Origin of the sequence: Pseudonocardia bannensis (genome assembly GCF_012911875.1) — a bacterium.
GTDB lineage: Bacteria > Actinomycetota > Actinomycetes > Mycobacteriales > Pseudonocardiaceae > Pseudonocardia > Pseudonocardia bannensis.
In genome coordinates, this window is the sequence record NZ_JAAXKZ010000055.1 from 1 (window position 1) to 26,551 (window position 26,551).

Annotated in this window: 23 protein-coding genes and 2 pseudogenes; 17 read left to right on the forward strand and 8 right to left on the reverse strand. The window is 70.3% G+C overall.

Features of this window, described 5'->3' with window-relative positions:
• Positions 1-1,738, reverse strand: a 1,738-nt coding sequence (locus HF519_RS32900; protein WP_211170095.1) for a helix-turn-helix domain-containing protein, incomplete at its 3' end; no start/stop codon positions are given.
• Positions 1,739-1,994: 256 nt separating this feature from the next.
• On the opposite strand from HF519_RS32900, the gene HF519_RS15810 reads away from it, so the two are divergent.
• Genes HF519_RS15810 through HF519_RS15840 form a run of 7 tightly spaced genes read left to right on the forward strand, consistent with a single transcriptional unit; the run spans position 1,995 to position 7,523 of the window.
• On the forward strand, positions 1,995-3,506 hold the full coding sequence (locus tag HF519_RS15810) for an aromatic/alkene/methane monooxygenase hydroxylase/oxygenase subunit alpha (RefSeq protein ID WP_169413715.1): 1,512 nt from the start codon (positions 1,995-1,997) through the stop codon (positions 3,504-3,506).
• Positions 3,503-3,754 carry a toluene-4-monooxygenase system B family protein gene (locus HF519_RS15815; RefSeq protein WP_246244074.1) on the forward strand — a complete coding sequence of 84 codons (252 nt, stop codon included), beginning with the start codon at positions 3,503-3,505 and terminating at the stop codon, positions 3,752-3,754. Before HF519_RS15810 ends, HF519_RS15815 begins: the two co-directional genes overlap by 4 nt.
• Positions 3,751-4,116, forward strand: coding sequence for a Rieske 2Fe-2S domain-containing protein (locus HF519_RS15820; protein ID WP_169413716.1), 366 nt, complete (start codon positions 3,751-3,753; stop codon positions 4,114-4,116). Before HF519_RS15815 ends, HF519_RS15820 begins: the two co-directional genes overlap by 4 nt.
• An 11-nt stretch (positions 4,117-4,127) precedes the next feature.
• Positions 4,128-4,430 (forward strand): MmoB/DmpM family protein, encoded by a 303-nt coding sequence (locus tag HF519_RS15825; RefSeq protein WP_169413717.1) that lies wholly within the window; start codon positions 4,128-4,130, stop codon positions 4,428-4,430.
• A 1-nt stretch (position 4,431) separates the two neighbouring features.
• Positions 4,432-5,439, forward strand: coding sequence for a ferritin family protein (locus HF519_RS15830; protein WP_169413718.1), 1,008 nt, complete (start codon positions 4,432-4,434; stop codon positions 5,437-5,439).
• Positions 5,440-5,449: 10 nt separating this feature from the next.
• A complete protein-coding gene (locus HF519_RS15835; RefSeq protein ID WP_169413719.1) occupies positions 5,450-6,439 on the forward strand; it encodes a 2Fe-2S iron-sulfur cluster binding domain-containing protein in 990 nt (329 codons plus the stop codon).
• 22 nt (positions 6,440-6,461) lie between these two features.
• Positions 6,462-7,523: an alcohol dehydrogenase catalytic domain-containing protein gene (locus HF519_RS15840; protein ID WP_169413720.1), complete on the forward strand. Its 1,062-nt coding sequence runs from the start codon at positions 6,462-6,464 to the stop codon at positions 7,521-7,523.
• A gap of 356 nt (positions 7,524-7,879) precedes the next feature.
• On the opposite strand, the pseudogene HF519_RS15845 reads toward HF519_RS15840, so the two are convergent.
• The 4 genes and pseudogenes from HF519_RS15845 to HF519_RS15855 form a co-directional block, all read right to left on the reverse strand.
• Positions 7,880-8,135: pseudogene (locus tag HF519_RS15845) on the reverse strand (transposase); the annotation flags it as partial.
• A 58-nt stretch (positions 8,136-8,193) separates the two neighbouring features.
• A pseudogene (locus HF519_RS32905) lies at positions 8,194-8,553 on the reverse strand (transposase); the annotation flags it as partial.
• Positions 8,511-9,080, reverse strand: coding sequence for an IS110 family transposase (locus HF519_RS15850; RefSeq protein ID WP_169413721.1), 570 nt, complete (start codon positions 9,078-9,080; stop codon positions 8,511-8,513). The pseudogene HF519_RS32905 and the gene HF519_RS15850, both read right to left, overlap by 43 nt.
• A 325-nt stretch (positions 9,081-9,405) precedes the next feature.
• Positions 9,406-9,606: a hypothetical protein gene (locus tag HF519_RS15855; protein WP_169413722.1), complete on the reverse strand. Its 201-nt coding sequence runs from the start codon at positions 9,604-9,606 to the stop codon at positions 9,406-9,408.
• A gap of 365 nt (positions 9,607-9,971) precedes the next feature.
• Here HF519_RS15855 and HF519_RS15860 point away from each other — a divergent pair, with 365 nt between their 5' ends.
• The 4 genes from HF519_RS15860 (at position 9,972) to bar (ending at position 14,872) form a co-directional block, all read left to right on the forward strand.
• Positions 9,972-11,171 carry a CaiB/BaiF CoA transferase family protein gene (locus tag HF519_RS15860; RefSeq protein WP_169413723.1) on the forward strand — a complete coding sequence of 400 codons (1,200 nt, stop codon included), beginning with the start codon at positions 9,972-9,974 and terminating at the stop codon, positions 11,169-11,171.
• Positions 11,172-11,176: 5 nt separating this feature from the next.
• The gene (locus HF519_RS15865) at positions 11,177-12,706 is read left to right on the forward strand and encodes a carboxyl transferase domain-containing protein (RefSeq protein ID WP_211170096.1); all 1,530 of its coding nucleotides are present in this window, start codon (positions 11,177-11,179) and stop codon (positions 12,704-12,706) included.
• Positions 12,707-12,788: 82 nt separating this feature from the next.
• Positions 12,789-13,733, forward strand: a complete 945-nt coding sequence (locus tag HF519_RS15870) for a carbamate kinase (protein ID WP_169413725.1) — start codon at positions 12,789-12,791, stop codon at positions 13,731-13,733.
• Positions 13,734-13,765: 32 nt separating this feature from the next.
• On the forward strand, positions 13,766-14,872 hold the full coding sequence (bar, locus tag HF519_RS15875; RefSeq protein WP_169413726.1) for a barbiturase: 1,107 nt from the start codon (positions 13,766-13,768) through the stop codon (positions 14,870-14,872).
• A 160-nt stretch (positions 14,873-15,032) separates the two neighbouring features.
• Here the strand turns inward: bar and HF519_RS15880 are convergent, their stop codons facing one another.
• The 3 genes from HF519_RS15880 to HF519_RS32910 are packed head-to-tail and all read right to left on the reverse strand — an operon-like array spanning position 15,033 to position 18,837.
• The gene (locus HF519_RS15880) at positions 15,033-16,433 is read right to left on the reverse strand and encodes a YlbE family protein (protein WP_169413727.1); all 1,401 of its coding nucleotides are present in this window, start codon (positions 16,431-16,433) and stop codon (positions 15,033-15,035) included.
• Complete coding sequence (locus tag HF519_RS15885; RefSeq protein ID WP_246244078.1) at positions 16,430-17,926, reverse strand: AllF/FdrA family protein; 1,497 nt, start codon at positions 17,924-17,926, stop codon at positions 16,430-16,432. Before HF519_RS15885 ends, HF519_RS15880 begins: the two co-directional genes overlap by 4 nt.
• Positions 17,923-18,837: an oxamate carbamoyltransferase subunit AllH family protein gene (locus HF519_RS32910; RefSeq protein WP_169413728.1), complete on the reverse strand. Its 915-nt coding sequence runs from the start codon at positions 18,835-18,837 to the stop codon at positions 17,923-17,925. Before HF519_RS32910 ends, HF519_RS15885 begins: the two co-directional genes overlap by 4 nt.
• A 122-nt stretch (positions 18,838-18,959) precedes the next feature.
• On the opposite strand from HF519_RS32910, the gene HF519_RS15895 reads away from it, so the two are divergent.
• The 6 genes from HF519_RS15895 (at position 18,960) to HF519_RS15920 (ending at position 26,284) form a co-directional block, all read left to right on the forward strand.
• Positions 18,960-20,678, forward strand: a complete 1,719-nt coding sequence (locus HF519_RS15895; protein WP_312860141.1) for a PucR family transcriptional regulator — start codon at positions 18,960-18,962, stop codon at positions 20,676-20,678.
• Positions 20,679-20,927: 249 nt separating this feature from the next.
• Positions 20,928-21,809, forward strand: a complete 882-nt coding sequence (locus HF519_RS15900; protein ID WP_169413729.1) for an FAD binding domain-containing protein — start codon at positions 20,928-20,930, stop codon at positions 21,807-21,809.
• Positions 21,806-22,315 (forward strand): (2Fe-2S)-binding protein, encoded by a 510-nt coding sequence (locus HF519_RS15905; protein ID WP_169413730.1) that lies wholly within the window; start codon positions 21,806-21,808, stop codon positions 22,313-22,315. The genes HF519_RS15900 and HF519_RS15905 overlap by 4 nt, the downstream gene beginning before the upstream one ends.
• Positions 22,312-24,738, forward strand: coding sequence for an aerobic carbon-monoxide dehydrogenase large subunit (gene cutA, locus HF519_RS15910; protein WP_169413731.1), 2,427 nt, complete (start codon positions 22,312-22,314; stop codon positions 24,736-24,738). Before HF519_RS15905 ends, cutA begins: the two co-directional genes overlap by 4 nt.
• A complete protein-coding gene (locus tag HF519_RS15915; RefSeq protein ID WP_169413732.1) occupies positions 24,735-25,388 on the forward strand; it encodes an SRPBCC family protein in 654 nt (217 codons plus the stop codon). The genes cutA and HF519_RS15915 overlap by 4 nt, the downstream gene beginning before the upstream one ends.
• Positions 25,385-26,284 (forward strand): carbon-nitrogen hydrolase family protein, encoded by a 900-nt coding sequence (locus tag HF519_RS15920; RefSeq protein ID WP_169413733.1) that lies wholly within the window; start codon positions 25,385-25,387, stop codon positions 26,282-26,284. The genes HF519_RS15915 and HF519_RS15920 overlap by 4 nt, the downstream gene beginning before the upstream one ends.
• The last annotated feature ends 267 nt before the right edge of the window (positions 26,285-26,551 follow it).

Consider the following 26,551-nt stretch of genomic DNA (forward strand, 5'->3'; position numbering starts at 1 on the left):
GGTGGGAGGCTGGCGGCCTCGGGTCGGAGGACGGATGGCCGCGCTCCTCACGCAGCGCAACCAGGGTGTGCCACGCCCGGGCCGCGAGCTGCAACTCGAAGCGGGTGGCGGCGTCGGTGAGGTCGTGACCGGAGATGTCGCGGATGCGCTGTAGCCGGTACCTCAACGTGCTCCTGCCGACGGCGAGCGACTGGGCAGTCGCGTCGTAGGCGCCGCCGGTTTCCAGGAACCGGGTGAGGGTGGCGACCAGCTGGGAGCGCTTGCGGGCGTCGTAGTCGAGCAGCGCGCCGAGCCAGCGTCGGGTGTAGCGCTCGATGCCCGCGGTGTCCTCGACCTCCGCCAGGAGCTGGTAGACACCGAGCTCGTCGTACTCGACGGCCCGGTCGCCTCCGCGAGCGGCGCGGTGCAGCTTGAGGGCGAGCCGCGCCTCACGGTAGGAGCGAGGAAGGTTCGTCGGGTGCTCGGAGCGTCCGCCCACCCCGATCCGGCAGTGTCCGCTGCCGAGCTCGGTGACGATCCGGGCTCGGAACCGCTCCCAGGCGACCTCCGCGTCGGAGAGCACGACGACCGCGGCGCCGCGGGGCACCAGCAGCGACCCGATCCCGAGGTCGCGGGCCGCGCGGCGCACCGCGTGCAGGAGCCCGTCGTCGGGAGCGGCGCGATCTCCCTCCACCACCAGGACTCGATAGGGCCGTTCCAGGTCGTAGCCGAGGGCTTGCGCGCGAGCGAGCGCCCCGCCGTCGTCGGTGCCGACCAGCAGTTCCTCGACGACGTCGCGGCGCAACCGCAGTTCCGTCTCGGCCAGGCTCCGCAGGCGCGCCAGCTCCATCGCCAGCACGGTCGCGCCGTGCTCCAGGGCGATCAGCTCCGCCTCGCCCGCGCGGCCCGCCGGGTCGACGAGTGCGAGTACCCCGAGCACGTCGTCGCGGGGGTTGGCGACGGCGATCAGCCGGCCACCGTCGCGGATGGGCCGCGCCTCGCGCAGGACCCGGGACAGCAGCGCCTCGCGACTGGCGGGCGGGCCCTTGGGATAGTGGTCTGCGCGACCCGGGCCGGCCCAGGCCCGTAGGTTGCCGTGCCGGTCCTCGACGGCGACCGGGAGATCGGTGAGCTCGTGCACCGCCCGCGCGATGCCCGCCGGCCCTTCACCGGCCAGCGCCACCCGGGTGAGGCGATCGTGGATGGCTGTCTTGCGTTCGAGCGCGCCGACGAGATCCGCGAGCACGGTGTTCGCGGTGCGCAGCTCCTCCCCGGACGCCCGCTCCCTGGCGTGCAGGTCGGCGTTGGCCAGCGCGACACCGGTCTGCTGCACGAGCACGCGCAGCAGGAACAGCTGGGACGCGGAGGGCTCGCAGTCTCCGGTGACGATGAGATGACCGAAGTTGCCTTTGAGGCTGCGCAGCGCGAACGCCCAGGCCCAGCCCGCGTCGCCGGTCGCCACCGCCCCACCCGCGCTGCGGATCGCCGCACACTGCGCCTCGAGGTCGGCGCGGACCTCAGGGCGGGTGCAGGAGGGTGCGGTGGCCCGCCACCCCAGGTCCTGCAGGTGGACGCCCTCCAGGCGGTAGCGCCCGATCGAGCGCACCGCGTTGTCGGCCAGTTGCAGGATCTGTTCCTCGTTGTTGCGCCCGGTCATCAGCATGGACAGCACGAGCAGGCCCTGCAGGCTGGACAGTTGATCGCGCAGCGCCAGCTCTGGGTCGCGCCCCTCGGGGACGGGAATCGGGACCGCGCTCACCGGCCACCTCCGACCGGACATTGTGCCAGCGGAACCGGCAAACGGCCTAGGCCTCGGAGGTCGACAATCCGGGCGGCATTCGCGTCCATTCCTGGTGGGCGGTCATTCCGTGGGCCGCTTCTGGCCCAAGGGGGGCCAATTCCACGGCGTTTTCGGCCCTACGCAGGCGTAGCGCCACGGGCGTGATAGCCGCCACTCTGCTGGACACTCTCCGTGTCGGCGACATGGCCGACCGGTACCGACCCCGGGAGTGCCGATGCCCCGCCTCGCCCGTTCCGAGTGGTACGACCTCGCCAGGGACATGAACTGGAAGGTCTCCTACGTCGACGAATCCGAGGCGTGGCCGGACGAGCTCTCCACCGGCAAGGGCATTCCGATGGAGGACTGGTGGGGCTGGGACGAGTCCTACAAGGTCAGCTACCGCGAATACGTGCACAACCAGGTCGGCAAGGACGCGGCCGTCTACTCGGTGAACTCGGTCCTCGCGCGGTCGAAGATGTTCTCCCAACTCGACCCGGGCTGGAAATCCGCCATCCTCGCCCACTACGGGGCGATCGCCGTCGGCGAGTACCTGGCCAGCATCGGCGAGTCCCGGATGGGCCGCTTCGGCCGCGCCGCCGCCTGGCGCAACATGGCCATGTTCGGCACGCTGGACGAGATCCGGCACGGCCAGATCCAGACGTATTTCCCCTATGGACTGCTGGACCGGGAACCGCGGGCCGACTGGGCGCACAAGACGTTCCACACCAACGAGTGGGGCGCCATCGCGGCGCGCCACCTGTTCGACGACATGTTCACCGCGAACGACGCGGTGTCCACCGCCATCCAGCTGACCTTCACCTTCGAGACCGGGTTCACCAACCTCCAGTTCCTGGGTATGGCAGCCGACGCGATGGAGGTCGGCGACATCGACTTCGGCTCGCTCATCTCCTCGATCCAGACCGACGAGGCGCGGCACTCCCAGCAGGGCGAGCCGACCATCAAGATCCTCATCGAGCACGGCCACAAGGAGTACGCCCAGAAGCTCATCGACCACATGTTCTGGCGGTCGTGGCACGTCTTCGCACTGCTGACCGGTCTGTCGATGGACTACTACACACCACTGGAACACCGGTCGCACTCGTTCAAGGAGTTCATGGACGAGTGGATCGTCAAGCAGTTCCTCGACCAGTTCCGGGACTTCGGCCTGGAGCCGTCCTGGTACTGGCCGGAGTTCCTGAAGGAGACGAACTGGTACCACCACGCGCTGCATCTCGGCGTGTGGTTCTGGCGGCCCACGGTGTGGTGGAACCCCGACGGCGGTGTCTCGCCGGCGGAGCGGGAGTGGCTGGAGGAGAAGTACCCCGGCTGGAACGACTCGTTCGGCAAGTACTGGGACGTGATCGGCCAGAACGTGCGCAACGGCAAGCCGGAACTCACTCTCCCCGAGACGTTCCCGATGGTCTGCAACATGTGCCAGATCCCGCTGTGCAACCCGGCCGGCTTTGCGGCGGGTTATCTGGACAGCCCGGCTCCACTCATCCATGACCACGGTGGTCGCCGCTACACGTTCTGCTCGAAACCGTGCCGATGGGTCTTCGAACAGAACCCGAGCCGGTTCCAGGGCCACATGTCGATCATCGACCGGTTCCTCGCCGGCCAGATCCAGCCGGCCACGATCCCCGGTGCGCTGGCGTACATGGGCCTGTCCCCGGAGGAGATGGGCCAGGACGCGACCGACTGTTCGTGGGCGTTCGCGAACGGAACCATCCTGAAGAAGGGGGCATGATCATGGCGCCGTTCCCCGTACAGGGCATCACCGAGGGCGACTTCGTCGTCGTGCTGGTACCGGTCGACACCGAGGACCCGATGACGGCGGTCGCCGAGAAGATCGCGTACCACGCGGTGAACCGGCGGGTGCCCGAGGACGACCGGCCGATGGCTGTCCGGCACAACGGAAGGGTGCTCGCCGGCGACGCCACCGTGATCGATGCAGGCGTTGCCCCGCTCGACGTGCTCGAAGTCGTCTACCCGTGAGTGACCGGATCCGGTGGGTTGATGCGACCACGGTCGACGACCTGTGGCAGGGCGAGATCCTCGACCTCGAACTCGAGGGTGAGCCCGTGCTCCTGGTCCATCTCCTCGACGGGGTGATCAGGGCCTACCAGGGCGTCTGCCCCCATCAGGAGGTGCTCCTCGCCGATGGGGAGTGGAACGAGGAGACCAACGTGCTGATGTGCGGAGGTCACCACTGGGAGTTCGACATGAGCTCGGGTAGTGGCATCAACCCGTCGGGTTGCCGCCTCTACAGCTACCCGGTGCAGACCGAGGGCGCGTCGATCCGGGTCGGCATTCCCCAGGACGGCGAACGGCACTACAACCGCTGCCCCGGGACCTGAGAGGACAGGCGATGACCGAGACACACGTCAAGATGGTCGGCCCGGTGGTGCGCGGGGTCGACGCCGATCTCGCCGAGGCGGTGATCGAGGCCGTTGAGATCGACAATCCCGACGCGCAGGTCCAGATCGACGATCGCGGTGGCTACATCCGGATCAGCGTCCCGAAGCGCTGCCGGCTGACCCAGGCCAGCCTGGAAGAGGCGCTCGGGCGCCCGTTCCCGCTGGCCCAGTTGGAGCCGTCCCTGTCCGCGTTTGCCGGACGGATGAACCTGACCGACGACGAGGTCGTCTGGTACCTGGATCGGGAGGACTGAGATGACCACGAGCGAGCGCCGCCGGGCGAAGACCTGGAGCCTGCTGGGGGATGTACGCCGCAAGGTGACTCCGTACGAGGCCGTCACCGCGAAGTTCCACTACCACTTCCGCCGGGATCCAGCACCGTTCGAGCTCGATCCGGAGATGCCGCTCAACACGTGGTACCTGCGGCACCGGGAGAACTCGCCGTTCCAGGTGGACGACTGGGAAGGCTTCCGCGACCCGTTCAAGCTGACCTACAAGGACTACGTCTCGCTGCAGCACGAGCGGGAGCTCTATCTCGACGGCCTGGTCGACCAGCACGAGGCCACCGAGGCGGCCGCCGGGCTGGACGCCGGGTGGGTGGACACCCTGCGGCAGTTGTTCGTGCCGCTGCGGTTCCCGCTGCACGGACTGCAGATGATCAGTTTGTACGTCGGCCAGATGGCTCCCTCGTCGTTCATCACCAACCCGGCCTCGTTCCAGGCGGCCGACGAGATGCGCCGGATCCAGCGCATCGCGTACTGGACGAAGGTGCTCGGTAACGCCCACGGCGACGACCTCGCCACCACGGCCGCAGCCCGCGACGCCTGGGTCGGAGGTGCCGAATGGCAGCCGCTGCGCGAGACCGTGGAGCAGCTGCTGATCGCCTACGACTGGGGTGAGGCGTTCACCGCGCTGAACCTGGCTGTGAAGCCGGCGCTGGACAGCCTGATCGACTGGCAGCTCGGCGAGCTCGCGAGTCGCAACGGGGACGCGTTCCTGTCCCTGCTGTTCGCCGAGTTCCAGCATGATGCGCGGCGCAGCCGGAAGTGGTCGGCGGCGCTGGTCGACTACGCGCTGCGCCGCGACCAGGAACTGAGTGGGGTGCTGACCGGCTGGCTCGACACCTGGGTCCCGCGGGCCCAGGCCGCCACGGAGGGACTGGCGCCGCTGTTCGGGACGGCCCCGGTCTCGATGCCGGCCACAGGGGTCGTCGACGCGGTCCGCTCCCAGCTGGCCGAGGTGCGGGCGACATGCGGGCTGTAGCCGGCCGGCCATGACGGGATTTGCGGTCACCATCGCGCCGGGCGGCCCGACCTTCGAGGTGCGCGAGAGGGAGCGGATTCTCGTCGCGGCCCGGCGCGCCGGGGTCTGGCTCCCCTTCGAGTGCGGCTGGGGCAGTTGCTCGACGTGCAAGGTCACCCTGGTCGAGGGCGAGGTGGACCTGCTCTTCGCCGGCGCCCCCGCCGTCACCGTCCGGGACGCGCGGCGGCAGCGCATCCTGACCTGCCAGACGACCCCGCGGTCGGACCTGGTCATCAAGCCGCTCACCGTCGGCTCCGTGCCGAGTGCGGAGCGCCCGACCACGGACCACACCGGTGAGCTGATCGGCCGCGAGGAGCTCGGCCCAGACATCCGCCGATTCTCCTTTCGCCTAGAGCGTCCGGCCGACTTCCGGGCGGGCCAGTACGCGATCCTGCACCTCGGCGACGGGGTGCGCCGCTGCTACTCGATGTCCAACCGACCCGGGTCGCCCCTCGTCGAGTTCGTGACGAAGCGCTACCCGGGGCGGCTCGGCAGCGAGCGGCTGCACGGCCTGCCGCTGGGCGGCTGCGTCGAGCTGGAGCTGCCCTACGGCGACATGTGGCTGCGTCCGGGGAGCCGCCCGGTGGTGCTGATCGCCGGCGGTACCGGGATCTCGCCCGTCCTGGCGTTGCTCCTGCAGCTTCACGGCGCGGCGGACCCCCGGCCGGTCCAGATCTTCTACGGGGCCAACTCCCGAGCCGAGCTGGTCTGCTGGAACGAGCTCGAGACGTTGGTGGCTGGGCTGCCCCACGGCCGGTTGCACGGCGCCCTGGCATGTCCGGACACCGCGTGGCCGGGCGCGTCCGGCCTCGTGACCGCCGCACTCGCAGAGCACCTGCAGGCGGCGGACGCCGGGGACCACTACCTCGCCGGGCCGCCGCCGATGGTCGATGCCGTACTGGCCCATCTGCGCGAGCGCGACGTCGAGCTGACCCGAGTCCACTATGACCGCTTCGGATGATGCGGCGGAAAGGTGAGCATCAATGCGAGCAGCCGTGTACCACGGCCCGGGGGACGTCCGGATCGACGACGTCCAGGACCCGCGTATCCAGGACCCGCGGGACGTGATCGTGAAGACCCGCACAGCGTCGATGTGCGGCTCGGATCTCTACCTGTTCAACGGGGAGGTCGAGCACATGGTCACCCCGGGGCGCACGACGCTCGGGCACGAAATCTGCGCGGAGGTCATCGAGGTCGGCGCGGGGGTGGGCCGCTTCGCCATGGGTGACCGCGTCACCTTCCCCTATTCCGTCAGCTGCGGCACCTGCTTCTGTTGCCGAACGGGCCAGACGGCGCATTGCGAGACGTCGGGCAAGGCCATCTTCGGGTTCGGGGTGGCCTTCGGCGACCTCGGCGGCAGCCAGGCCGAGTACGTGCGGGTCCCACTGGCCGACGGCCACCTCGAGCAGGTGCCCGCCGAGATCGGCGACGAGGCGGCCCTCTTCCTGTCCTGCAACCTGCCGGCCGCCGTGACCGCAGTTGACGCGGCCGAGATCGAGCCGACCGACGTCGTCGCGGTCATCGGGTGCGGACCAACCGGGCTGCTGGCCCTTCAGCTGGCCGGACTGCGGAGCGGCCGGGAGATCCTGGCGTTCGACCGGGTCGCCGGGCGCCTCGACAGGGCGAAAGAGCTCGGCGCGCAACCGATCAACGTCGATTCCGACGAAGTGGACAGCGCCGTCGCCGCGGCGACGTCCGGCCGTGGCGTGGACAAGGTGATCGAGTTCGCCGGTCGAGGCGACGCGTTCAATCTGGCCGTGGCGATCACCCGCCCCGGCGCCGTGATCAGCGGTGGCGGCGTCTACCTGGAGCAGACGCACCCGGTCTCGCTGTTCGACATGTACTTCAAGAACCTGCAGATCCGTCTCAACGGGTTCGCCAACGCCAAGATGGGGCAATGGAAGGCCATGCAGTTGATGGCCCTCGGCGTCATCGACCCCACGAGCCTGCTCACCCACGAGGTAGACCTTGCCGGGTTGCCGCAGGCAGCCGCCGCGTTCGCCGACCGGGAGCCGGGGTTCCTGAAGATGCTGATACGGCCGTAACACGCACAGATCCCGAAGGCATGCGGTGGTGCCGGGCGTCGACCAGGTCGCGTCGGGTGTCGAGGCGGGTTGACGATGTCGTGGTCGCGCCCCCGCACTCGAGGTAGGTAGCAGCCTGCAGCCCTGGTCCCGCGTCCGAGGGCCGACACTGCACGTCATCGCCCGCACGCTGCGCCTCGTTCTCCCGGACACCGCGCGGAAACTGCACGTCGAGGTAGCCCCTGGACCGCCTCGACGCCGAGTTGCCGACGCTGGTGATCCCGCCCGGATCCCCGACTGCATGGCATCGCCGTGGCCGAGGACCACGTCAGCGGAGGTGGTGTACAAGATCGCTCCCGCGTGATCTTGTTTGGACTTTAGGCGGTCAGGGCCTCTGTTGTCGCCGGCGACTCACCTTCGGGGGGTTCGGGTTCGGTGGTCACGATCCGGATCCGGGACTTGGTGAGCAGTTTCCAGGCCCATGTAGCGGCGGACTTCGGTCCATTCGTCGCTCTGTTCGGCGAGGACCGCGCCGACGAGGCGGATCAGGGAGTCGCGACCGGGAAAGATCCCGACGACGTCGGTGCGGCGGCGGATTTCCTTGTTCAGTCGCTCTTGTGGGTTGTTGCTCCATGTGCAGCGCGAGGTTCGATTGCCGGTCCCCGCCGCGGGGAAGCCGGTGGCGAGCGCGGTCGCCGCCGGCCACCTCGAGCGGGGCGACGCCGGGGTAGTTCGCGAACGCCGACGAGGTCGGAAACCGGCTCGCTCGTCCGGTCCGTCCGAGCAACCGGGCCACCACGATCGGGCCGATGCCGTCCACCTCGGGCAGCCGACTGCTGTGCTCGGCGACGGTCTCGGCCATCAGCGCGGTGAGCTTCTTCAGTCGGGTGTCGACCTCGCAGATCTCGCCGATGAGTTCGCCGGCCAGGTGCTTGCGGGTGCGCTCCACCGCGCCCACCGGGCGCACCGGGCGCACCCCGGCCAGGACCCGAGCGGCCTGCGCGGCGGTCAGGTCGGTGTTCGCGCCACCGGGCACCGGGTTGCGCAGCATCGCGTGCAGCTGATTGACCGCCGCGTGCGGTGCGCGACCAGGTTCGCGCAGCCCTCATCCAGCACCGCCAGCGCGGTCGAGAGGTCCTCGACCGCGACCGGCTGGCCATCGCCGCCCAGGACGGCCACGCCGGCGGCGGCGGCCGCGTCGATCACGTCGTTCTTGCGTCGACCACCGCGGGACGACTCGCGCACCCGGGCGGTGGCGGTGCACGGCACGTCCTCGACCTGCTCCCCGCGCACGACCAGCCACTGCGCCAGGTGCCGGCCGAGGCTGCGGGCGTTCCCGACCGCCCATCGCCGGCTCTCGAACCAGGACGCCCACCGCAGCAGCTGCCGGTACCCGCCAACGACGCGTCGATCTGCACCGACGCCAGCACCCGGTGAGTGTCCGGATCCAATGTGCTCGCGGTGTGGGCCCGCTTGTGCGGATCGATACCGATGATGATCATGACGACCTCCGGGTCCAGCACGACAGGGAGCGGGGCCGCGGACGACATGCCGACTTCCAGCACCGTCGGGGAGCACACCTCTGTCGAGTCAGACCACGGCCCGGGACACCGACCGACACGACAAACCCCGGCAGAGCCAGCCCGCGGGCGGCAGGCGATTCACGAGTCAAAGTCGGTCGGTGTCCCAGCGGGACGCTAGATCATCTACCCCCGCGCGTCCCGTGCAGCCCATACAAGTCGGCGGTTCACAGGTCTCACTTGAGAACGGATCAAAAGAACAGCCGCGAGAGCTTGGCAGGCAATCGAGCAGCTACTTGCTGCCGTGGCGGAGGCCGATAAGCCGGGCCGCTGCCTTCGCAGCGGTTGTTGCCGCGCCAGTGTGAAGTCCTCACCAGGCGGCCTTAACTATTCAGGGCCTGCAGGTACGCGCCGGCAGTACCCGCCACGAGCGCCAGATACGCGATCGAGACGACGCCGGCGCCGACGACCGCCCGACCGTTCCAGGTGTTGCTCGCTCGGACCAACAGCCAGCCGGGCGGCAATGCCAGTACTGATGCCGCGAGTATGGCGAGTACCCCCTGGGCAAGGGTCGGCTCGAACATCGCGAGAAGCGTAGTGGCGTACTTCACATCTGAAGCCTACTTCTGCGTCAACCCCGAGAGTGCGGATCAAACTGCTGCGTCGGTGTCGATCGCCTCCCGGGCCAGGCACGCGGCCGGGCCACCCGCAGGCCGCGCAGTCGACCTCAGCTCCGTCGAACTGGCCAACCCCGGCGGCGTGAAGTCCGCCGCGCCCTCACGGACTGCACCACCCGCGAGCTTTCCGAACGCTGACCGGCCGAACACGCCCGACAACACACGAGAGTTCCCTCGCCAATTCTTGCCCTGCTCGCTCACACGATGTTCGGCTCCAGTTTTGGGCAGAAGTTGCTGAACGTCACCGCGCCATGGTCATTTACGGTTGAGCGATGGTTCTGGGCGACGAAAAACAGGGCCCCCTCCGCGGAGTTCATGTGGTGGACCTGAGCAGGGCTTTGGCGGGCCCGCACGCCAGCATGATGCTGGGCGATCTCGGTGCCACCGTTGTCAAGGTGGAGACGCCTGGAACCGGGGATGACACGCGCGGGTGGGGCCCTCCGTTCCTGATTGGCGAGGACGGGGGCCGGGAGTCGACGTACTTCTTGTCCGCGAACCGCAACAAGCGGTCCATCGTGCTGGATTTGAAGTCCGATGACGGCCGGGCCGCGCTCGAGGAGCTGGTCCGCAGGTCCGATGTGCTGCTGGAGAACTTCCGCACGGGGGTGTTGGATCGGCTGGGCTTCAGCACTGAGCGGCTGGCCGAGCTCAACCCGCGCCTGGTGATCCTGTCCATCACCGGCTTCGGCCACGATGGACCCGAGGGCGGGCGGGCCGGCTACGACCAGATCGCCCAGGGCGAGGCCGGGATCATGTCGCTCACCGGATCGAGCCCGCAGGACCCGCAGCGGGTTGGCGTACCCATCGGGGACCTGCTCGCCGGAATGTACGGTGCCTACGGGGTGCTCGCCGCACTGTATGAGCGCCACAAGACCGGTCGCGGTCAGGTGGTGCGCACCTCGCTGCTCGCGAGCATCGTCGGCGTGCACGCATTTCAAGGCACCAGATGGACGGCCGCAGGTGAGATGGGCACCGCCCAGGGCAACCACCACCCGTCCATCTGTCCCTACGGGCTGTTCCGCTGCCGTGACGGCGCAGTGCAGATCTCGGTGGGCAGCGAGAGGCTGTGGCACGCGTTCTGCGCCGCGTTCCACCTCGACCCTGCGGAGCCTGGCATGGCCACCAACCCGGAGCGGGTGGACAACCGTCTCCGGGTGATCAAAACCGTGGAGGCCGCGTTCGCCGAGCTGGACCCCGAGACGCTCCTGGCCAAGCTCGCCGCCGCGGGCATCCCCGCCGGAAGGGTGCGCAGCATCGGGGAGGTCTATGAGTGGGACCAGACGAGGAGCCAGGGCCTGCTGGTGGAGGTGGAGCATCAGACTCTGGGCCGGCTCACGCTGCCCGGCCCGCCGCTGCGATTCTTCTCCCCGGACGGCCACGAAACCACCCGCACGGCACATCGCGCGCCGCCCGTTCTCGGGGCCGACGGGGACGCTATCCGTCGTTGGCTGGGGCACGGGCAGGACCGATGAGCCGGATGAGCGCGAGCACGCTGCTGGAACAGGTGCTGGACGATGGCACCTTCTCCTCGTGGGACACCACTCCTGTGGATGTCTGCCCAGGCCCCGAGTACGCCGCTGAGCTGCGGCGCGCTCGGGAGAGGACGGGGCTGGACGAGTCCGTGATCACCGGTGAGGGGCAGCTGCGCGGCCGGCGGGTCGCCGTCTTGGCCTGCGAGTTCGGTTTCCTCGCCGGGTCCATCGGGGTGGCCGCCGGCGAGCGCTTGGTCCAGGCGGTCGAGCGGGCCACCCGGGAGGGCCTTCCGATACTGGCCGCGCCGGCGTCGGGGGGCACCCGCATGCAGGAGGGCACCGTGGCCTTCCTGCAGATGGTGAAGATCGCCGCGGCCATCGCCGCACACAAGGCCGCGCACCTGCCCTATCTGGTTTACCTCCGCAGCCCCACCACCGGCGGCGCGTTCGCCTCCTGGGGCTCGCTCGGCCATCTCACCCTCGCGGAGCCGAGAGCGCTCATCGGCTTCCTCGGGCCCCGGGTGTACGCGGCGCTGTACGACGCGCCCTTCCCCGAGGGCGTGCAAACCGCGGAGAACCTGCGCGCCCACGGCCTCGTCGACGCGGTACTCCCACCAGAACAGCTGGCCGAGATCGCTGATCGGGCATTGAGCATCATGACCGCCCGCTCGTACCGTCCGGCCGCCGCGCCGAGACCGGCACCGGACGAGGTCGCGGTGCAAGACGTGCCGGCGTGGGACTCGGTGCTGGCCTCGCGCCGCACCGAGCGGCCGGGCGTGTGGCAACTCCTGCAGATCGCCGCCACCGACGTGGTGCCGCTCACCGGCACCGGCCAAGGCGAGGTCGATCCGGGGGTGGTCCTGGCATTGGCCCGCTTCGACGATGTGCCGTGCGTGCTGCTCGGCCAGGACCGGCGCGGGCAGAGCGCCGAGCACTCGTTGGGACCCGCCGCGCTCCGCGCGGCCCGTCGCGGCATGCGTCTGGCCGCCGAACTTGGGCTGCCGCTGGTCACGGTCATCGACACGGCCGGGGCTGCGTTGTCCCAGCAGGCGGAGGAGGGCGGACTGGCCGGGGAGATCGCACGCTGCCTGGCCGAGCTGGTCACCCTGCAGGCGCCGACGGTGTCGCTGCTGCTCGGCCAGGGAACCGGTGGTGCAGCGCTCGCGCTGCTGCCCGCAGACCGCGTGCTGGCGGCGCAGCACGGCTGGCTCTCGCCGCTCCCGCCGGAGGGGGCCAGCGCGATCGTGCACCGCGACGTCTCCCACGCCCCGGAGATGGCCGCTGCGCAAGGGATCCGCTCGACGGATCTCGCCGCGACCGGGCTCGTCGACGTGGTCATCGGGGAGCGTTGCGACGCTGCGGACGAACCGGTGGCGTTCTGCCGACGGGTGGGCCGCGCGGTGCAGCGGGAGCTGGCGCAGCTGATGGCCGAGGACCCCGGGCAGCGCACGGCGCGACGCCTGCAGCGCTACCGCCGCATCGGACTTGAGCGGCGCAGCGCCCGAGCCATCGCGGCGACGGGTATCTCGACCTAGGCAACTTCTGGCCTAAACCGACAGGACAGTTGGGCAGATATCACTCATGCGCGAGGCTCTCGCGCCTCCGTACGGTCCAGACATGCGAGTGGTGGTCGCCCTCGGGGGCAACGCGATGACAGCGGCCGACGGCTCGGCGAACCCGCAGGACCAACTCGCCGCGGTGGCCGTCGCAGCGGAGCACATCGCCGAACTGGTCGCCCAGGGGGCCGAGGTCATGGTGACCCATGGAAACGGGCCCCAGGTGGGAAACCTGCTGGTGAAGAACGAGCTCGCCGTCGACGTCGTGCCACCTGTTCCGCTGGACTGGTGCGGGGCACAGACCCAGGCCACCATCGGGTTCGTCCTGGTAGACGCATTGGAGCAGGCGCTCGCCATTCGCGGGGTGCAGCGCCCGGTGGCTGCGATCGTGAGCCGTACCCTGGTCGACCGCGACGACCCCGCCTTCGCCCGACCCACCAAGCCCGTGGGCCGCTACCTCCCGGAGGCGGACGTCCGCCGACTCATCGAGCACGGTCAGACCTGGGAGGACCGCGGGGAGCGCGGGTGGCGGCGGGTCGTGGCCTCCCCGCGACCGCTGGAGATCCTGGATGCCCCCGCCGCCCGGACGCTGAGCGAGCACGGCTTCGTCGTGGTCGCCAGCGGGGGCGGGGGCATCCCGGTTGCCCGCGACGCCGACGGGATGCTGCGCGGCGTGGAAGCCGTCATCGACAAGGACGCCTCGGCCGCGCTGCTCGCCACGATGGTCGAGGCCGACGTCCTGGTGATCGCCACCGATGTCGAGCACGCCGTCCTGGACTACCGCACCCCGCAGGCCCGCGCCCTCGGCATGGTCACCCTCGCCGAGATGCGCGACCACGCCGCCGCCGGACAGTTCACCAGCGGCTCGATGGGCCCCAAGGTCGAGGCCGCCTGCTCCTTCGTCGAGCGCGGCGCCCAGTGCGACGCCCGTTCTGTGATCACCTCACTGGCCCGGATCACGGACGCGGTGCAGCGATCGGCCGGCACCGTCGTCCGAGCGCAATGACAAACCCGAGCACCCCTGAGAAAGGAAATCCTGTGCCGCAGCCCATCGAGGTCCGCAAGGTCCCCATCCTCAGTGTCAGCGACGCCTCCGGGCTGGAGCAGCTCATCGACGACGGTGTGCTCGAGGCGGACCGGGTCGTCGCCGTCATCGGCAAGACCGAGGGCAACGGCGGCGTGAACGACTACACTCGCATCATCGCCGACCGGGCGTTCCGCGAGGTGCTGGTGGCCAAGGGCACCCGCAGCGTGGAGGAGGTCGCGGCCATCCCGATCGTGTGGTCCGGCGGCACCGACGGGGTGCTGAGCCCGCATGCCACGATCTTCGCCACCATCCCGGCGGAGCAGGCCGTGCAGACCGACGAACCGCGGCTGTCGGTGGGCTTCGCGATGAGCGAGACCCTGCAGCCGGAGGACATCGGACGCAGCGCGATGATCAGGAAGGTTGCCGACGCGGTGAAGGTCGCCATGGAACGGGCCGGCATCACCGACGTCGCCGACGTGCACTACGTGCAGACCAAGACCCCGCTGCTCACCATCCACACGATCCGCGACGCCAAGAGCCGCGGCAAGACGGTGTGGACCGAGCACACCCACGAGTCGATGGATCTGTCCAACGGATGTACCGCGCTGGGCATCGCCGTGGCCCTCGGCGAGATCGAGATGCCGACCGACGCCGACGTCATGCACAACCGGGAGCTGTTCTCCAGCGTCGCCTCCTGCTCCTCGGGTGTGGAGCTGGACCGGGCGCAGGTCGTGGTCGTCGGCAACGTGCGCGGCGTCGGTGGGCGGTACCGCATCGGGCACAGCGTGATGGCCGATGCGCTCGACGCCGACGGCATCTGGCGCGCCATCAAAGATGCCGGGCTCGACCTGCCCGAGCGCCCGCACCCCGGCGACCTCGACGGTCGGCTGGTCAACGTCTTCCTCAAGTGCGAGGCCAGCCAGGACGGTTCGGTACGTGGGCGCCGCAACGCCATGCTGGACGACTCCGACGTGCACTGGCACCGGCAGATCAAGGCTTGCGTCGGCGGTGTGGCTGGCTCGGTGACCGGTGACCCCGCGGCGTTCGTGTCGGTCTCGGCCGCGCACCAGGGGCCCGACGGGGGAGGTCCCGTAGCCGCGATCGTCGCCGTGAACTAACCGTTGCACCGGGCTCGACGGCCCTGGGCGCTCCACCTGCCGGGTGGGGCTGCGCCCAGGGCCGTCTCCGTGCGGTGCGGTCGCATGCTGAGCGGGCGCGGGCCCGACCGCCGCGGTGGCGGCCGGTCCCGCACGCCGCACCGGGCTCGGCTTCCGCGGCCTACAGGGCGGGGGCTGCGCTCGCCAGGGCGGCGAGCGCCGCCGGGAAGACGACCGCCGGCGGAGTCACCAATCCGGCGCCCACCTGCCCGACACCGGCCACCTTGCCCGCCATCCCGGTGTTGATCTGAGGCAGGATCCCGGTGCGCACCACCTTGGTGACGTCGATACCGAGCGGCGTGCCGCGGAAGTCCAGGATCGGCACCGTGAACTGGTTGTGTTCCTCCAGGGTGATCTCGTACATCCGCTGGGTGGCCGCCAGCGCGTCGAGTGCGGTGCCGCCGACGAACCGGACGATTGCCGGTGCGGCGGCCATCGCGAAGCCGCCGAGACCGGCCGTCTCGGTGATCGCGGAGTCGCCGATGTCGGGGTTCGCGTCCTCGGGGCCGTAGCCGCCGAGGAACAGGCCCTCGGCCACCTGCGCCGGCCCGGTGAACCACTGGTCACCGGTGCCGGAGACCTGGATACCGAACTCGGTTCCGTTGCGAGCCATCGCCACGACGAGGGTCGAGCCGGGGATGTTCCGCGCCGCGTCCAGGGTGAGCTTGCATGCGGGCATGACCAGGTTGAGGAAGAAGTGGTCGTTTCCCCCGATGAACCGGGCGGCGACGGCGACCTCCTCGGCGTCGGCGCCGGAAGTGATCATCTCTGGCATCAGCTCGCGCAACAGCATCAGCGTGCCGGCGCGGTTGCGGTTGTGCCCCTCGTCGCCCATCTGCAACATCTGGGCGATGATCGCGGTGATGTCCAGCGGTCCGTGGGCCCGCACCGCCGCCTGCAGCAAGGGCCCCAGCGACCCGGACATCCAGCGCAGCCGCTCGAGGACCTCGGGCGCGTAGGCGCCGTAGCGCAGGACCTTGCCCAGTCCCTCGTTCAGCGAGCAGCAGGTGCGTGCCCCGGTCGCAGGGTCCTCGAGCACGAACATCCACATCGATGGGGACACGACGCCGGCCATCGGTCCGACCGCACCGTGGTGGTGGCACGGTTCCAAGCTCACCCCCGCGCCCGAGGCGAACAGCCGCTCGGCGTCCTGCGGCCGATCGACCAGCCCTTCCAGCGCGGCCGCGCCCATCAGCGCCCCTCGCATGGGGCCGGACGCGTGCTCCCACCGCAGCGGCGGCCCGGCATGCAGGAACCGACCGGGCTGCAGGCCGAGCAGCTCACCGGCGGGGACGACGTCGACGAGGTTCGCCCGTACGGCGAGCATGCGACGGATCGCCTCGGCGTTGGCCGCGGCCCGGCGCGGGTCGGCGATCACCCTGGCCAGGTCCTGTTCTGTGCCCGCCATCGGCGGGCGCCAGTCCACTGTGGTGACGGGTACGGCCTGCGCGCTCACCGCCTCGGCGAACAGGCCCACGCCCGCGGCGATGATCTGGGGGTCGTGACGAAGCAGGTCGGTCATCGGGTACCTCCGGGGGTGAGCAACGAGACGGCGTGGCGCACGGCTTGGGCGTTGGAGGCGAACACCTCGGCCCCTGCGTCGCGCAGGGTCTCTGCCTGCCTGCTGGTGCCCTGTGGGTCTCGTTCGGAGCCCACGAGGCTGATGACCACGGGCAGCTCGGCGCCGCGGGCCCGCGCGGTCTCCCGGCCGGCGCGCACCGCGGGGGCCAATTCGGCGGCCGGGTCGTCGTGCGCGGCGTGGCCGAGCACGACGTCCAGCAGCAGCACACCGCACTCGGGGTCGACCGCCTCATCGGCGATGCGGGCCAGCCGCTGCGAGGGATCGATCATCGGGTGCGGCCGCCCCACGGTCAGTGCGTCGTCCCCGAAGTCGATCATCAGATGGCCGGGGGCGCGCAGCGAGTCGGGCAACGCCCACTCGGGCTCCAGCGGGATGTTGGAGCGGATGGCGCCCAGAGCCTCGGACGCGATGACCATGGCCTCGTCGCAGAGCGTGCCGCCCGTGTAGAGCCCGCGCAGCGCTCCGGGCCTGGCGGCAGGGGTGTCCCCGGTTCCCCACGACGGCCAGCGGGGTACCGCGCGGCCGAGCGCGTTGAGCGCCGCCTCCACGGCAGCGGTGAGGTCCGGCCGGCCACGGCCCAGCAGCGCAAACTGCACCGGGGTGCGCAGCGTCGCCGCATGGGCGCGGACCGCCGCGGCGATCTCGGCTGCCGGCGGCTTGGACACCACCATGATCAACTCGGTGTCGGGGTCGGCATCCAGCGCGTCGAGTGCCGTCACGGTGGATCGTCCCGCAACAGCGGTGGACAGATCCCGGCCGCCGACGCCCAGCAGCGCGCTGACCCCGACACCAGCGGCGTCGAGCAACGTCAGCACCTGTTGTGCCCCGGTACCCGAGGCCGCCACGATGCCCACCGGTCCTGGGTCGACCGCGTTCGCGAAGCCCAGTCCGGTACCCCGGACGACGGCGGTACCACAGTCCGGGCCCATCACCAGCCGGCCGTGCTCCGCGGCGATCTCCTTGAGCCGGACCTCCTGTGCCAGCGGCATGTTGTCGCTGAACACCATCACGTCCCGGCCGGACTCCACCGCGTCCACCGCCTCCGCGAACACGTACTGACCGGGCAGCGACAGCAGCACCAACGCACCCCCACCGACGGAACGCGACGCGGCGCCCACCGTGCGGGGCGCGGGCACATCACCGGCTGAGGCACTCGCGGCGGGCCGCGCGGTGAGGGCTTCGGCGGTGGTGGCCAGGGCGGCCTGCAGCGCGTCCTCGTCCTGGGCTCGGATGGCGACGAGGAGGTCGTTGATTCCCGCGTGGCGTGGCGGCGCGAACCCCATGCCGGCGAGGAGCTCGAGGTTCAGCTCGCTGGCCATGGCGACCAGGGCGGCGCCGACCCCCTCCAGCCGACCCACCCGGCGGCTCACCCGCATGAGGGTGACGGAATCCGCGTAGGCGCCAGAGCGCACCTCGACGTGATCGATGCTCAACTACCTCTCCTCCCGGTGGATGGTGAAGGGCGCACCGTGCGGCGGTGTCGGGCCGCGTTGTGCGCCAGTGCCGCGGCCGCGTGCACCCCGCTGGCCAGGGCGTACCCGGAGCTGTGGCCGATGCGCAGCACCGCGTCCAGGGCCGGCCCGATCGGTCGGGCCGCGGTGAGGACGGTGAGCAGGGTCTGGACCTGGGGGAGTCCTTCGCCGGCGCCGGCGTGGCGCAGCAGCTGCGCAGACAGGTCGGGGGTGCGCCCGATGGCGCGGTCCAGCACCGCGTCGAGAAGCATGTCCGTGTCCAACCGGAACGCGGTCGCCGCGACGAGAAACCCGGCCAGCACGTCGTCGCCGGCCGGGGTCAGCCCGGGCCCGCGTCCGACCAGTTCGCGGCTCACCCGCTGCGCCTCGCGGCGGCCCCGCAGCGCGGGGGCCAGCAGTCCCGGCAGGTCCAGCCCCGGCAGGCCGGACCTCGCGCGCTCGATGGCGCGCAGCCGCGCTCCCGCCTCAGCGATCTGTCCGGCCAGCGGAGCGCCGTCGACGACCATCCTGGTGCGCAGCGTCCGGGCACCGGTCACGGTGTGGGGACCCAGCCGCAGCGCGCCCCCGCCGAGGACGACCGGGCCCGCGTTCACCAGGTCGGGCAGACAGATCCTCGAGCTGGGCACACCCAGCACCAGCCCGCACGGAAGGCGGATCGCATCTGCTGTCAGCAGGGCGAACACCCGGGTCCGGGCGGCGCCACCGGCACTCTCGCGCACCGACAGGTAGACGGCGGTGGGGAAGGTTCCGAGGATGTGTGCAACCCGTGGCGTGTCCTCGAGCAGGTCCCGGACACCCTGGGCGACCCCGGCTGGCAGGACGTCAGGGTGATCGGTGTGGCGGTGTTTCGCGGTCTTGGCCGAGGTCGACACGGCATCACCTCTCGGGACAGCCGTGGCGGCCGGTCACGTTCTGGTCTGCCGACGGTAACTAGGGCACTATCCCCTGAAGATAGGAAAAGTTGCCAATAAGTGGGTGGTCCAGCATCAACAATGTGCCGAAGGGGGCTGGCTACGGCCTACCGCTGCAAGACGTACTCAAGGTCGACAGCCTGCAGGGATCGACCGTGCTCAGCGGCGCTTCGGGTCTGCTGCGCACGGTCAGCCGGCTCAACGTCATAGAGGTTCCGGACATCCTGCCCTGGGTCAAACCGCACGAGTTGCTGCTGACCACCGGGTTTCCCCTGCTGCACGCCGATTCCGTCCAACCGGCGAGGGCCGGCCTGAACGGGCCCGTCCGGGTGGAGGCAGACCCGATGGCCCAGCTGGTCGCAGAGTTCCACGAACGCGGGGTCTGCGCGCTCGCCGTCAAATCCGGCCGCTACCTCCTGGACGTTCCGGCCGCGGCCCTCGAGGCCTCGGACCGGCTCGGGTTCCCGCTGTTGAGCCTGCCGCCGGACATCGCCTTCGACGACGTGCTCGCGGACGTCTTCGCCGCGCTGCTGGACCACCAGGCCAGGACCCTGGCGAGGGCTCATGACCTACAGCGCAGCCTGGAGGCCGTCCTGCTCGCCGGCGGCGACCTGGCCGAGGTCACCGACGAGGTAGCGCGGCTGCTGGACGTCGCCGTCCTCATCACCACGCCCGACGGACGGCTGCAGGCGTCGGGGGGCGACGCGGCGCGTCGAGCGGCTCTCATGGCCCTGCCGGTGTTCGACGGGACCGGCCGCTTTCGAACCGAGGAGTTCTCCACCGGCATCGTGCACCAGCAGGAACCCAGCTCGGGTGAGTTGGCCGTGGTTCCGGTGCATGGTGGCGGGGTCAACCATGGGCGCATCGTCGCCCACAGCATCACCGGGCAGCTGTCCGACGTCGGTGTGCACGCCCTGGAACGGGTCGCCACGGTGGTCGCCCTACTGATCACCCGACAGCTGGCCGTGGCGGCGGTGGAGAGCAAGTACCGGGGCGACTTCCTCCGGGATGCCCTGACCGGACGCGCCGGCGAGCCGCAGCAGGTGGCCGCGCACTGCGCCGCGCTCGGCTGGGACATCAATCGGCCGCTCGTCGTGGCGGTGGCCGAGCTCGAGCCCGACGACGACACCGGATCCGGCCCGCACACCACCCTGCCGGTGCGGTCCTACCAGGACCGGCTCGCCGCGGCGTGGCAGCAGGTGATGCGCAGCCGTGACAGCAGGGCCCCGGTGGTCGGCTTCAGCCAGGAGATCATCGCTCTGATCCCGGTGTCCGGAACCACCGCCGAGGTGGAGGCCACCGTCGCCGGCATCGTCGCCGATGTCGCCAGGGACCGCGGGGGTGGTCGCCGGTCGTTCTGCGTCGGGGTCAGCCGGGTCGTCCCCGACGCGGCCACCGCCCCCGAGGCCCTGACCACCGCCTACCAGCAGGCGCGCAAGTCAGTGGCGATCGGGCGGCGGATCCACGGCGCAGGCTCGGTCACCCATTTCGGCGGGCTCGGGGTGCATCGCCTGCTGTCCCTCGTGCCCGACCCGGCCGAGTTGCGATCCTTCGCCACGGAGGTTCTCGGCGAGCTCGCCGGTGACGGGCCGGAGATCCTCGATCTGCGGGTGACGTTGCAGGCCCTGCTGGACAACAACTTCAACGTTGCTGAGACCGCCCGCTCCCTGCACTTCCACTACAACACGCTCCGCTACCGGATCGGGAAGCTCGAACGGATGCTCGGCCCGTTCGCGACCGACCCGACGCTGCGGCTCGATATCTCGCTGGCCCTGCAGGTGATAGCGATGCGCGGGCTGTAGAACATGGAACGACGCCACTACCCCGACCGCGCGCCGTCCTCGGCTGTTGCCAGACATCCACACGCGACTTCGGCGACATTACACAGTGCTGGGCATCCGCCGCCGCCCTACGTTCCAGGTGATGACCCGGACCGTATGTCCGTCCGGTGAAAGCACGGGCAGCGTGACGACAGACGACAGCACGGACCGCTCGCCGACTTCGGCGAACACCTATCCGGCGCTCACCGAGCCAGGAGGACGTTTGCGCCCGTGAAGCCCCCTGCATTCGACTACTCCCGACCGACCTCCACGCGGGAGGCGGTGAACGTGCTCGCCGAGTTGGGCGAGGACGGCAACGTACTGGCCGGTGGCCAGAGCTTGCTGCCGCTGCTCAACATGCGACTGGCCGCCCCGCGCAACCTGGTGGACATCAACGCGGTGACCGAATTGGACTACCTGCGGGTCACACCGGACGGGGTACGCGTCGGTGCGCTGTCCCGCCACAGCGCGCTCGAGCGCAGCGACGACGCGGCCAGGGTGCAGCCGCTGCTGCGCCAAGCCGTCCGTCTCGTTGCGCACGCGACCATCCGCAATCGCGGCACCACGGTAGGCAGCATCGTGCACGCAGACCCCTCGGGTGAGATGACCGCGGTGCTGAGCCTCCTGGGCGGCTCGGTCCGTGTGGCCGGGTCCGCGGGGGAGCGGACGGTGCCGGCCGAGGACTTCTTCCTCGGTCCGCTGGAATCAGCCGTGCGACCCGGTGAGCTCGCGGTGGAGGCGTTCTTCCCGGCGCGCACCCCCGGCTCGGGCAGTTCCTTCACCGAGATCTCCCGGCGTCACGGCGACTACGCGGTGTGCGGGGTCGGGGCTGTGGTCGAACTCGATGCCGATCTGCGCGTGTGCGGAGCCCGCGCCGCCTTCCTTTCCATTTCGCCGACGCCACTTGTCCTCGACCTGGCCGAGGTCGTGCATGGACGCTCGTTCGACGACACCGCCATCGAGGAGCTATCGGCGTACGTGCAGGCTCGGATCGATCCCCAACCGGACATCCACGCGACCGCCGCCTACCGCAGTCATCTCGCCGGCGCACTCACCCTGCGCGCAGTTCGCGAGGCTGCTCGCGCCGCCGCCGACCTGGAGAGAACGGTATGAGTGAGCAACTGCACGACATCCGGCTCACGGTCAACGGCGCCCCCCGCAACGTCGTGGTGCCCGCTCGGCGGCTGCTGTCGGACTGCCTGCGTCATGACCTGCAGCTGACCGGCACCCACGTGGGGTGCGAGCACGGCGTGTGCGGCGCTTGCACAGTGCTGCTGGACGGCGAACCGGTGCGGAGCTGCCTGGTGCTGGCCGTCTCGGCCCACGGCCACGCGGTCACCACCGTGGAGGGGCTCACCCGGCCGGACGGGCGCCTGTCCGCGGTCCAGCAGGCCTTCCGCGACTGCCACGGCCTGCAATGTGGCTTCTGCACCCCCGGCTTCCTCACCACGATCACCGCCGGCCTGCGGGACAACCCCACCCCGTCCCGGGAACAGGCCAGGGACATGGTGGCCGGCAACCTGTGCCGTTGCACCGGCTACCAGAACATCGTCGCTTCGGTGCTCAGGGCCGCCGAGCTCGCCGCGGCTGACCACGACCGGCGGGCGGATGCATCATGATCCCGAGGAAGTTCGGTGCGCGGGTCGCCCGGGTCGAGGACGAACGGCTGGTGTCCGGCGCAGGCGCCTACCTCGACGATCTCGGCGCAGATGCGCTCACGCTGGCCGTGGTGCGCTCCCCCCACGCCCACGCCAAGATCCTCGACATCGACGTCACCGGCGCGCTCGAGGTCGACGGGTTGATCGCCATCTACACCTACGAGGACCTCGACGGTCCGATGGCCGACCCGCTCCCGCTGCTCATCCCGCACCCCGCCCTGTCCCACGGCCGAACGCAGTACGTCCTGGCCAAGGACGAGGTGAACTACGCCGGCGAGGCCGTCGCGATGGTGGTCGCCGTCGACCGGTACGCCGCCGAAGACATCGTCGAGCGCATCGTCGTCGATTACGAGCCGCTGCCCGTGGTCGTGGGAATCCAGAACGCCCGCGCCGCCACCCACCTCGTCCACGAGGACGTGCCCGGGAACGTGGCAGCGAACGTCGTGCAGCAGGTGGGCGACGCCGAAGCGGCCATCGCCGCGGCGCCGCACGTGCTGGAGCTCGACCTGTCCATCGAACGCTCGGCGGCGATGCCCCTGGAGGGCCGTGGCGTACTCGCCCGCTGGGACCCCGACTTCGGTCGGCTGCGGATCTGGAGCTCCACCCAGAGCTCCACCGGGGTGCGCGCCGCGGTGGCCGCCAAGCTAGGCCTGGACCTCTCCGACGTCACGGTGACCACCCCGGACGTCGGTGGCGGCTTCGGGGTCAAGATCATGCACCCGTGGCCGGAGGAGATCCTGGTGTCCTGGGCCGCCCGGCGGCTGCAGCGGCCGGTGAAGTTCACCGAGGATCGGCGCGAGCACTTCGTCTCCTCCGCCCACGAACGCGGTCAACTGCAGCACGTGCGGGTGGGCTTCGACGACGAGGGCCGACTGCTCGGGCTGTCCGTCCGCTTCTGGCACGACCACGGCGCATACACCCCGTACGGGCTCATCGTGCCCATCATCACCTCGACCCAGCTACTCGGCCCGTACAAGCCGGATGCCTACCGGGTGGAGTTCGACAGCCTCTACACCAACACCGTGGTCGTCACGCCCTATCGGGGCGCCGGCCGCCCCCAGGCCGCGTTCGCCATGGAACGCACCATGGACGCGATCGCCCAGAAGCTGGGCATCGACCGGACCGAGGTCCGCTCGCGCAACTTCATCACCCCCGACGACATGCCCTACGACCACCAACTCACGTTCCAGGACGGCCGTCCGCTGATCTACGACTCGGGCGACTTCCCGCAGTCGCTGGCCACACTCAAGGCGCTGGTGGGCTGGGACAACTTCACCGCATACCGCGACGCCGCCCGCGCCGCGGGGCGGCGGGTCGGCATCGGCCTGGCCTGTTACGTGGAGGGAACCGGCATCGGCCCCTACGAAGGCGGCACCGTCGAGATCGAGACCTCGGGCAGGATCAAGGTGTCCACCGGCCTCACCTCGCAGGGTCAGGGCCACCGAACCGTGTTCGCCCAGATCGTGGCCGACGAGCTGGGCGTGTCGATGGACGACATCGACGTGGTCACCGGGGACACCGACCGCTCCCCGTTCGCGGTGGGCACCTTCGCATCCCGTGCCGCTGTGGTGAGCGGGTCCGCCATCGCACTGGCTGCGCGCAAGGCCAGGGCGAAGGTACTCAAGCTGGCAGCCGAAGCGCTGGAAGCCGATCCGGCCGACCTCGAGATCACCGACGGGGTGGTCCGGGTGACCGGCGCCCCCGGCGCGGAGATCTCCCTCGGCACCTTGGCCGTGCTGTCCAACCCGCTGCGCTACGCCTTCGACGAGCAGTCGAAGCTCGCCACCCAGTTCACCGTGGGCGACTCCAGCCAGCCACCCGTGCCGCACGGTGAACAGCCCGGGATCGAGGGGAACGACTACTACTCTCCGATGCAGGCCACCTTCGCCAACGGCATGCACGCGGCGATCGTGGAGACCGATCCGGTGACCGCGGAGATCACCGTGCTGCGCTACTGCGTGGTCCACGACTGCGGCAACATCATCAACCCGATCATCGTCGAGGGTCAGATCCACGGCGGTGTCGCCCAGGGCATCGGTGGCGCCCTCTACGAGCGGATGGCCTACGACGAGGACGGCCAGCTGCAGAACGCCTCGTTCATGGACTTCCTCATGCCCTACGTCACCGAGCTGCCCGACCGCATCGAGATCGACCACCTGGAAACCCCGTCTCCACTGAACCCGCTCGGCATCAAGGGTGCCGGCGAGGCCGGGGTCATCCCCGGTTCCGCGGCGATCGCCTCCGCGATCGAGGACGCCGAGGGCTTCCCCGTCCGGGCCATGCCCATCTCTCCGAGCGAGTTGTTCCACCTGCGCCTGCGGCACCGGCGCACCCCGGCCGATGCGGCCGCACCGGCCCAGCCAGAGAGGAAGTCGATCTCGTGAAAGTCAGCGGTGAGGTCACGTTGCAGGCACCAATCAGCGAGGTCTGGGCTGCGCTCACCGACCCCACAGTCCTGGAGCGCACCATCCCCGGTTGCGAGCGGCTCGAGGCCAACGGCACCAACCGCTACACGATGACGGTCACCGCGGGCGTGGCCTCCGTCAAGGGCACCTACCTCGGTGAGGTAGCCCTGACCGACCAGCAGCGCCCCGACTCGTTCGTCCTGCGCGCGTCCGGCTCCGGCGGCCCCGGCACCGTCAAGGCCGAGGTGGACGTGACCCTCAAGGAGATCGACCACGGCTCCACCCAGCTCAGCTACGCCGCCGATGCCGCGGTCGGTGGCGCGATCGCCGGTGTCGGGCAGCGGATGCTGGCCGGGGTGGCCAAGAAGATGGCCGACGAGTTCTTCCGCTCCGTGAACGACGTCCTCACCGGCAAGGCTCCCGCCCCGAGCCGCAGAAGGCCGACGCCGGCGCCGGCAGCTCCCGCGGCCGGTCAGCCCGCGAGCGCACCGCCGACCGGGTACGCCCCCGCCGCGGCCGGTGCCGCACCGGACGGGGCCGCCTTCCGGCAAGGCGTGGCCGTCGGTGCCGTGATCGGACTGGCCGGCGTCCTCGTCGGGGCACTCGTGAGCCGATTGGCGCGCCGGTGAAGGCGATCACCGCGGCGGCGGTGCAGCTGGCCCCGGCGCCGGGTCCGCTGTCGGCGGAGACCGTGGCGGCGAACGGGGCCCATGCCATCCAGCTGGTGCGCGAGTGCGTTGCCGCCACCGGAGCGCAGCTCGTGGTGCTGCCCGAGTCGGTGAGCACCGGGTTCACTCCCGGGGTCGGCGCCGATGAGCTGTGGGATCTGGTCAGCGAGCTGCCGGGGCCCGTGCTCGACCCCTACACCGCGGTCGCCTCCGAGCTGGGGGTGCACCTGGTGCTGGGCACCTACGAGCGCGGACCGCGTCGCGGCGAGGTGTACAACTCCGCGGTCGTACTCGGGCCCAACGGCATGCTGTTGGGCGTCTATCGCAAGACGCACCCCTTTGGCGGGGAGCGAGCCGATCGCGGCGGCTGGGTCACCGCCGGCGAGGACGTGCTGGTGGTCGAGACCGAGCTCGGCCGCATCGGTGTGATCATCTGCTTCGACGGCGACTATCCCGAGCTCTCCCGCATCACCACGATCCGTGGGGCGGAGATCATCTGCCGGCCCTCCGCCCTGCTGCGCTCGGCGGACCTGTGGGAGCTGACCAACCGGGCACGGGCCTACGACAACCACGTATTCCTCATCGGGACCAACGCCACCGGGGTGGACCCGGCGGGGGTCATCTACTTCGGCAACTCGATGATCGTGACGCCGACGGCCCACGTCGTCGCAAGAGCCGCATCGCACGAGTGCTGGATCTCGGCCCGGCTCGACCCCGACACGGCTCTGTCGTCGATGACTCCCGGGTCCTCGGTGCCGCAGCCCTTCGATCACCTCGCGGACCGCAACATGACCGTGATCCGCAAGCACGCCGACGTCTTGACGGCCGATGCCGCGACCCCCTTCCGCCACGCCTAGCCGTACTCAGCCGTCATGTTGGTGACAGACGGGAGACGCACGGGCGGGCTCCGAGCTCCCGGCCGGAGCGGTCGGGCGGATTGTTCGTGATGACCCCGACCGCGCCGGCCCGATTCGTCGGTGCGGCGATCCGCTGCAGCGGTTGGTCCCTCCTGTCGTGCGTCGCACCCAGACCGCCGTGTGGGCGCACCCAACGCGCAGAGATGTAAAGAATTGACGAAACGTGGACGAATCTTGTGTCAGCATCAGTTAACGCAACGTCTCGCC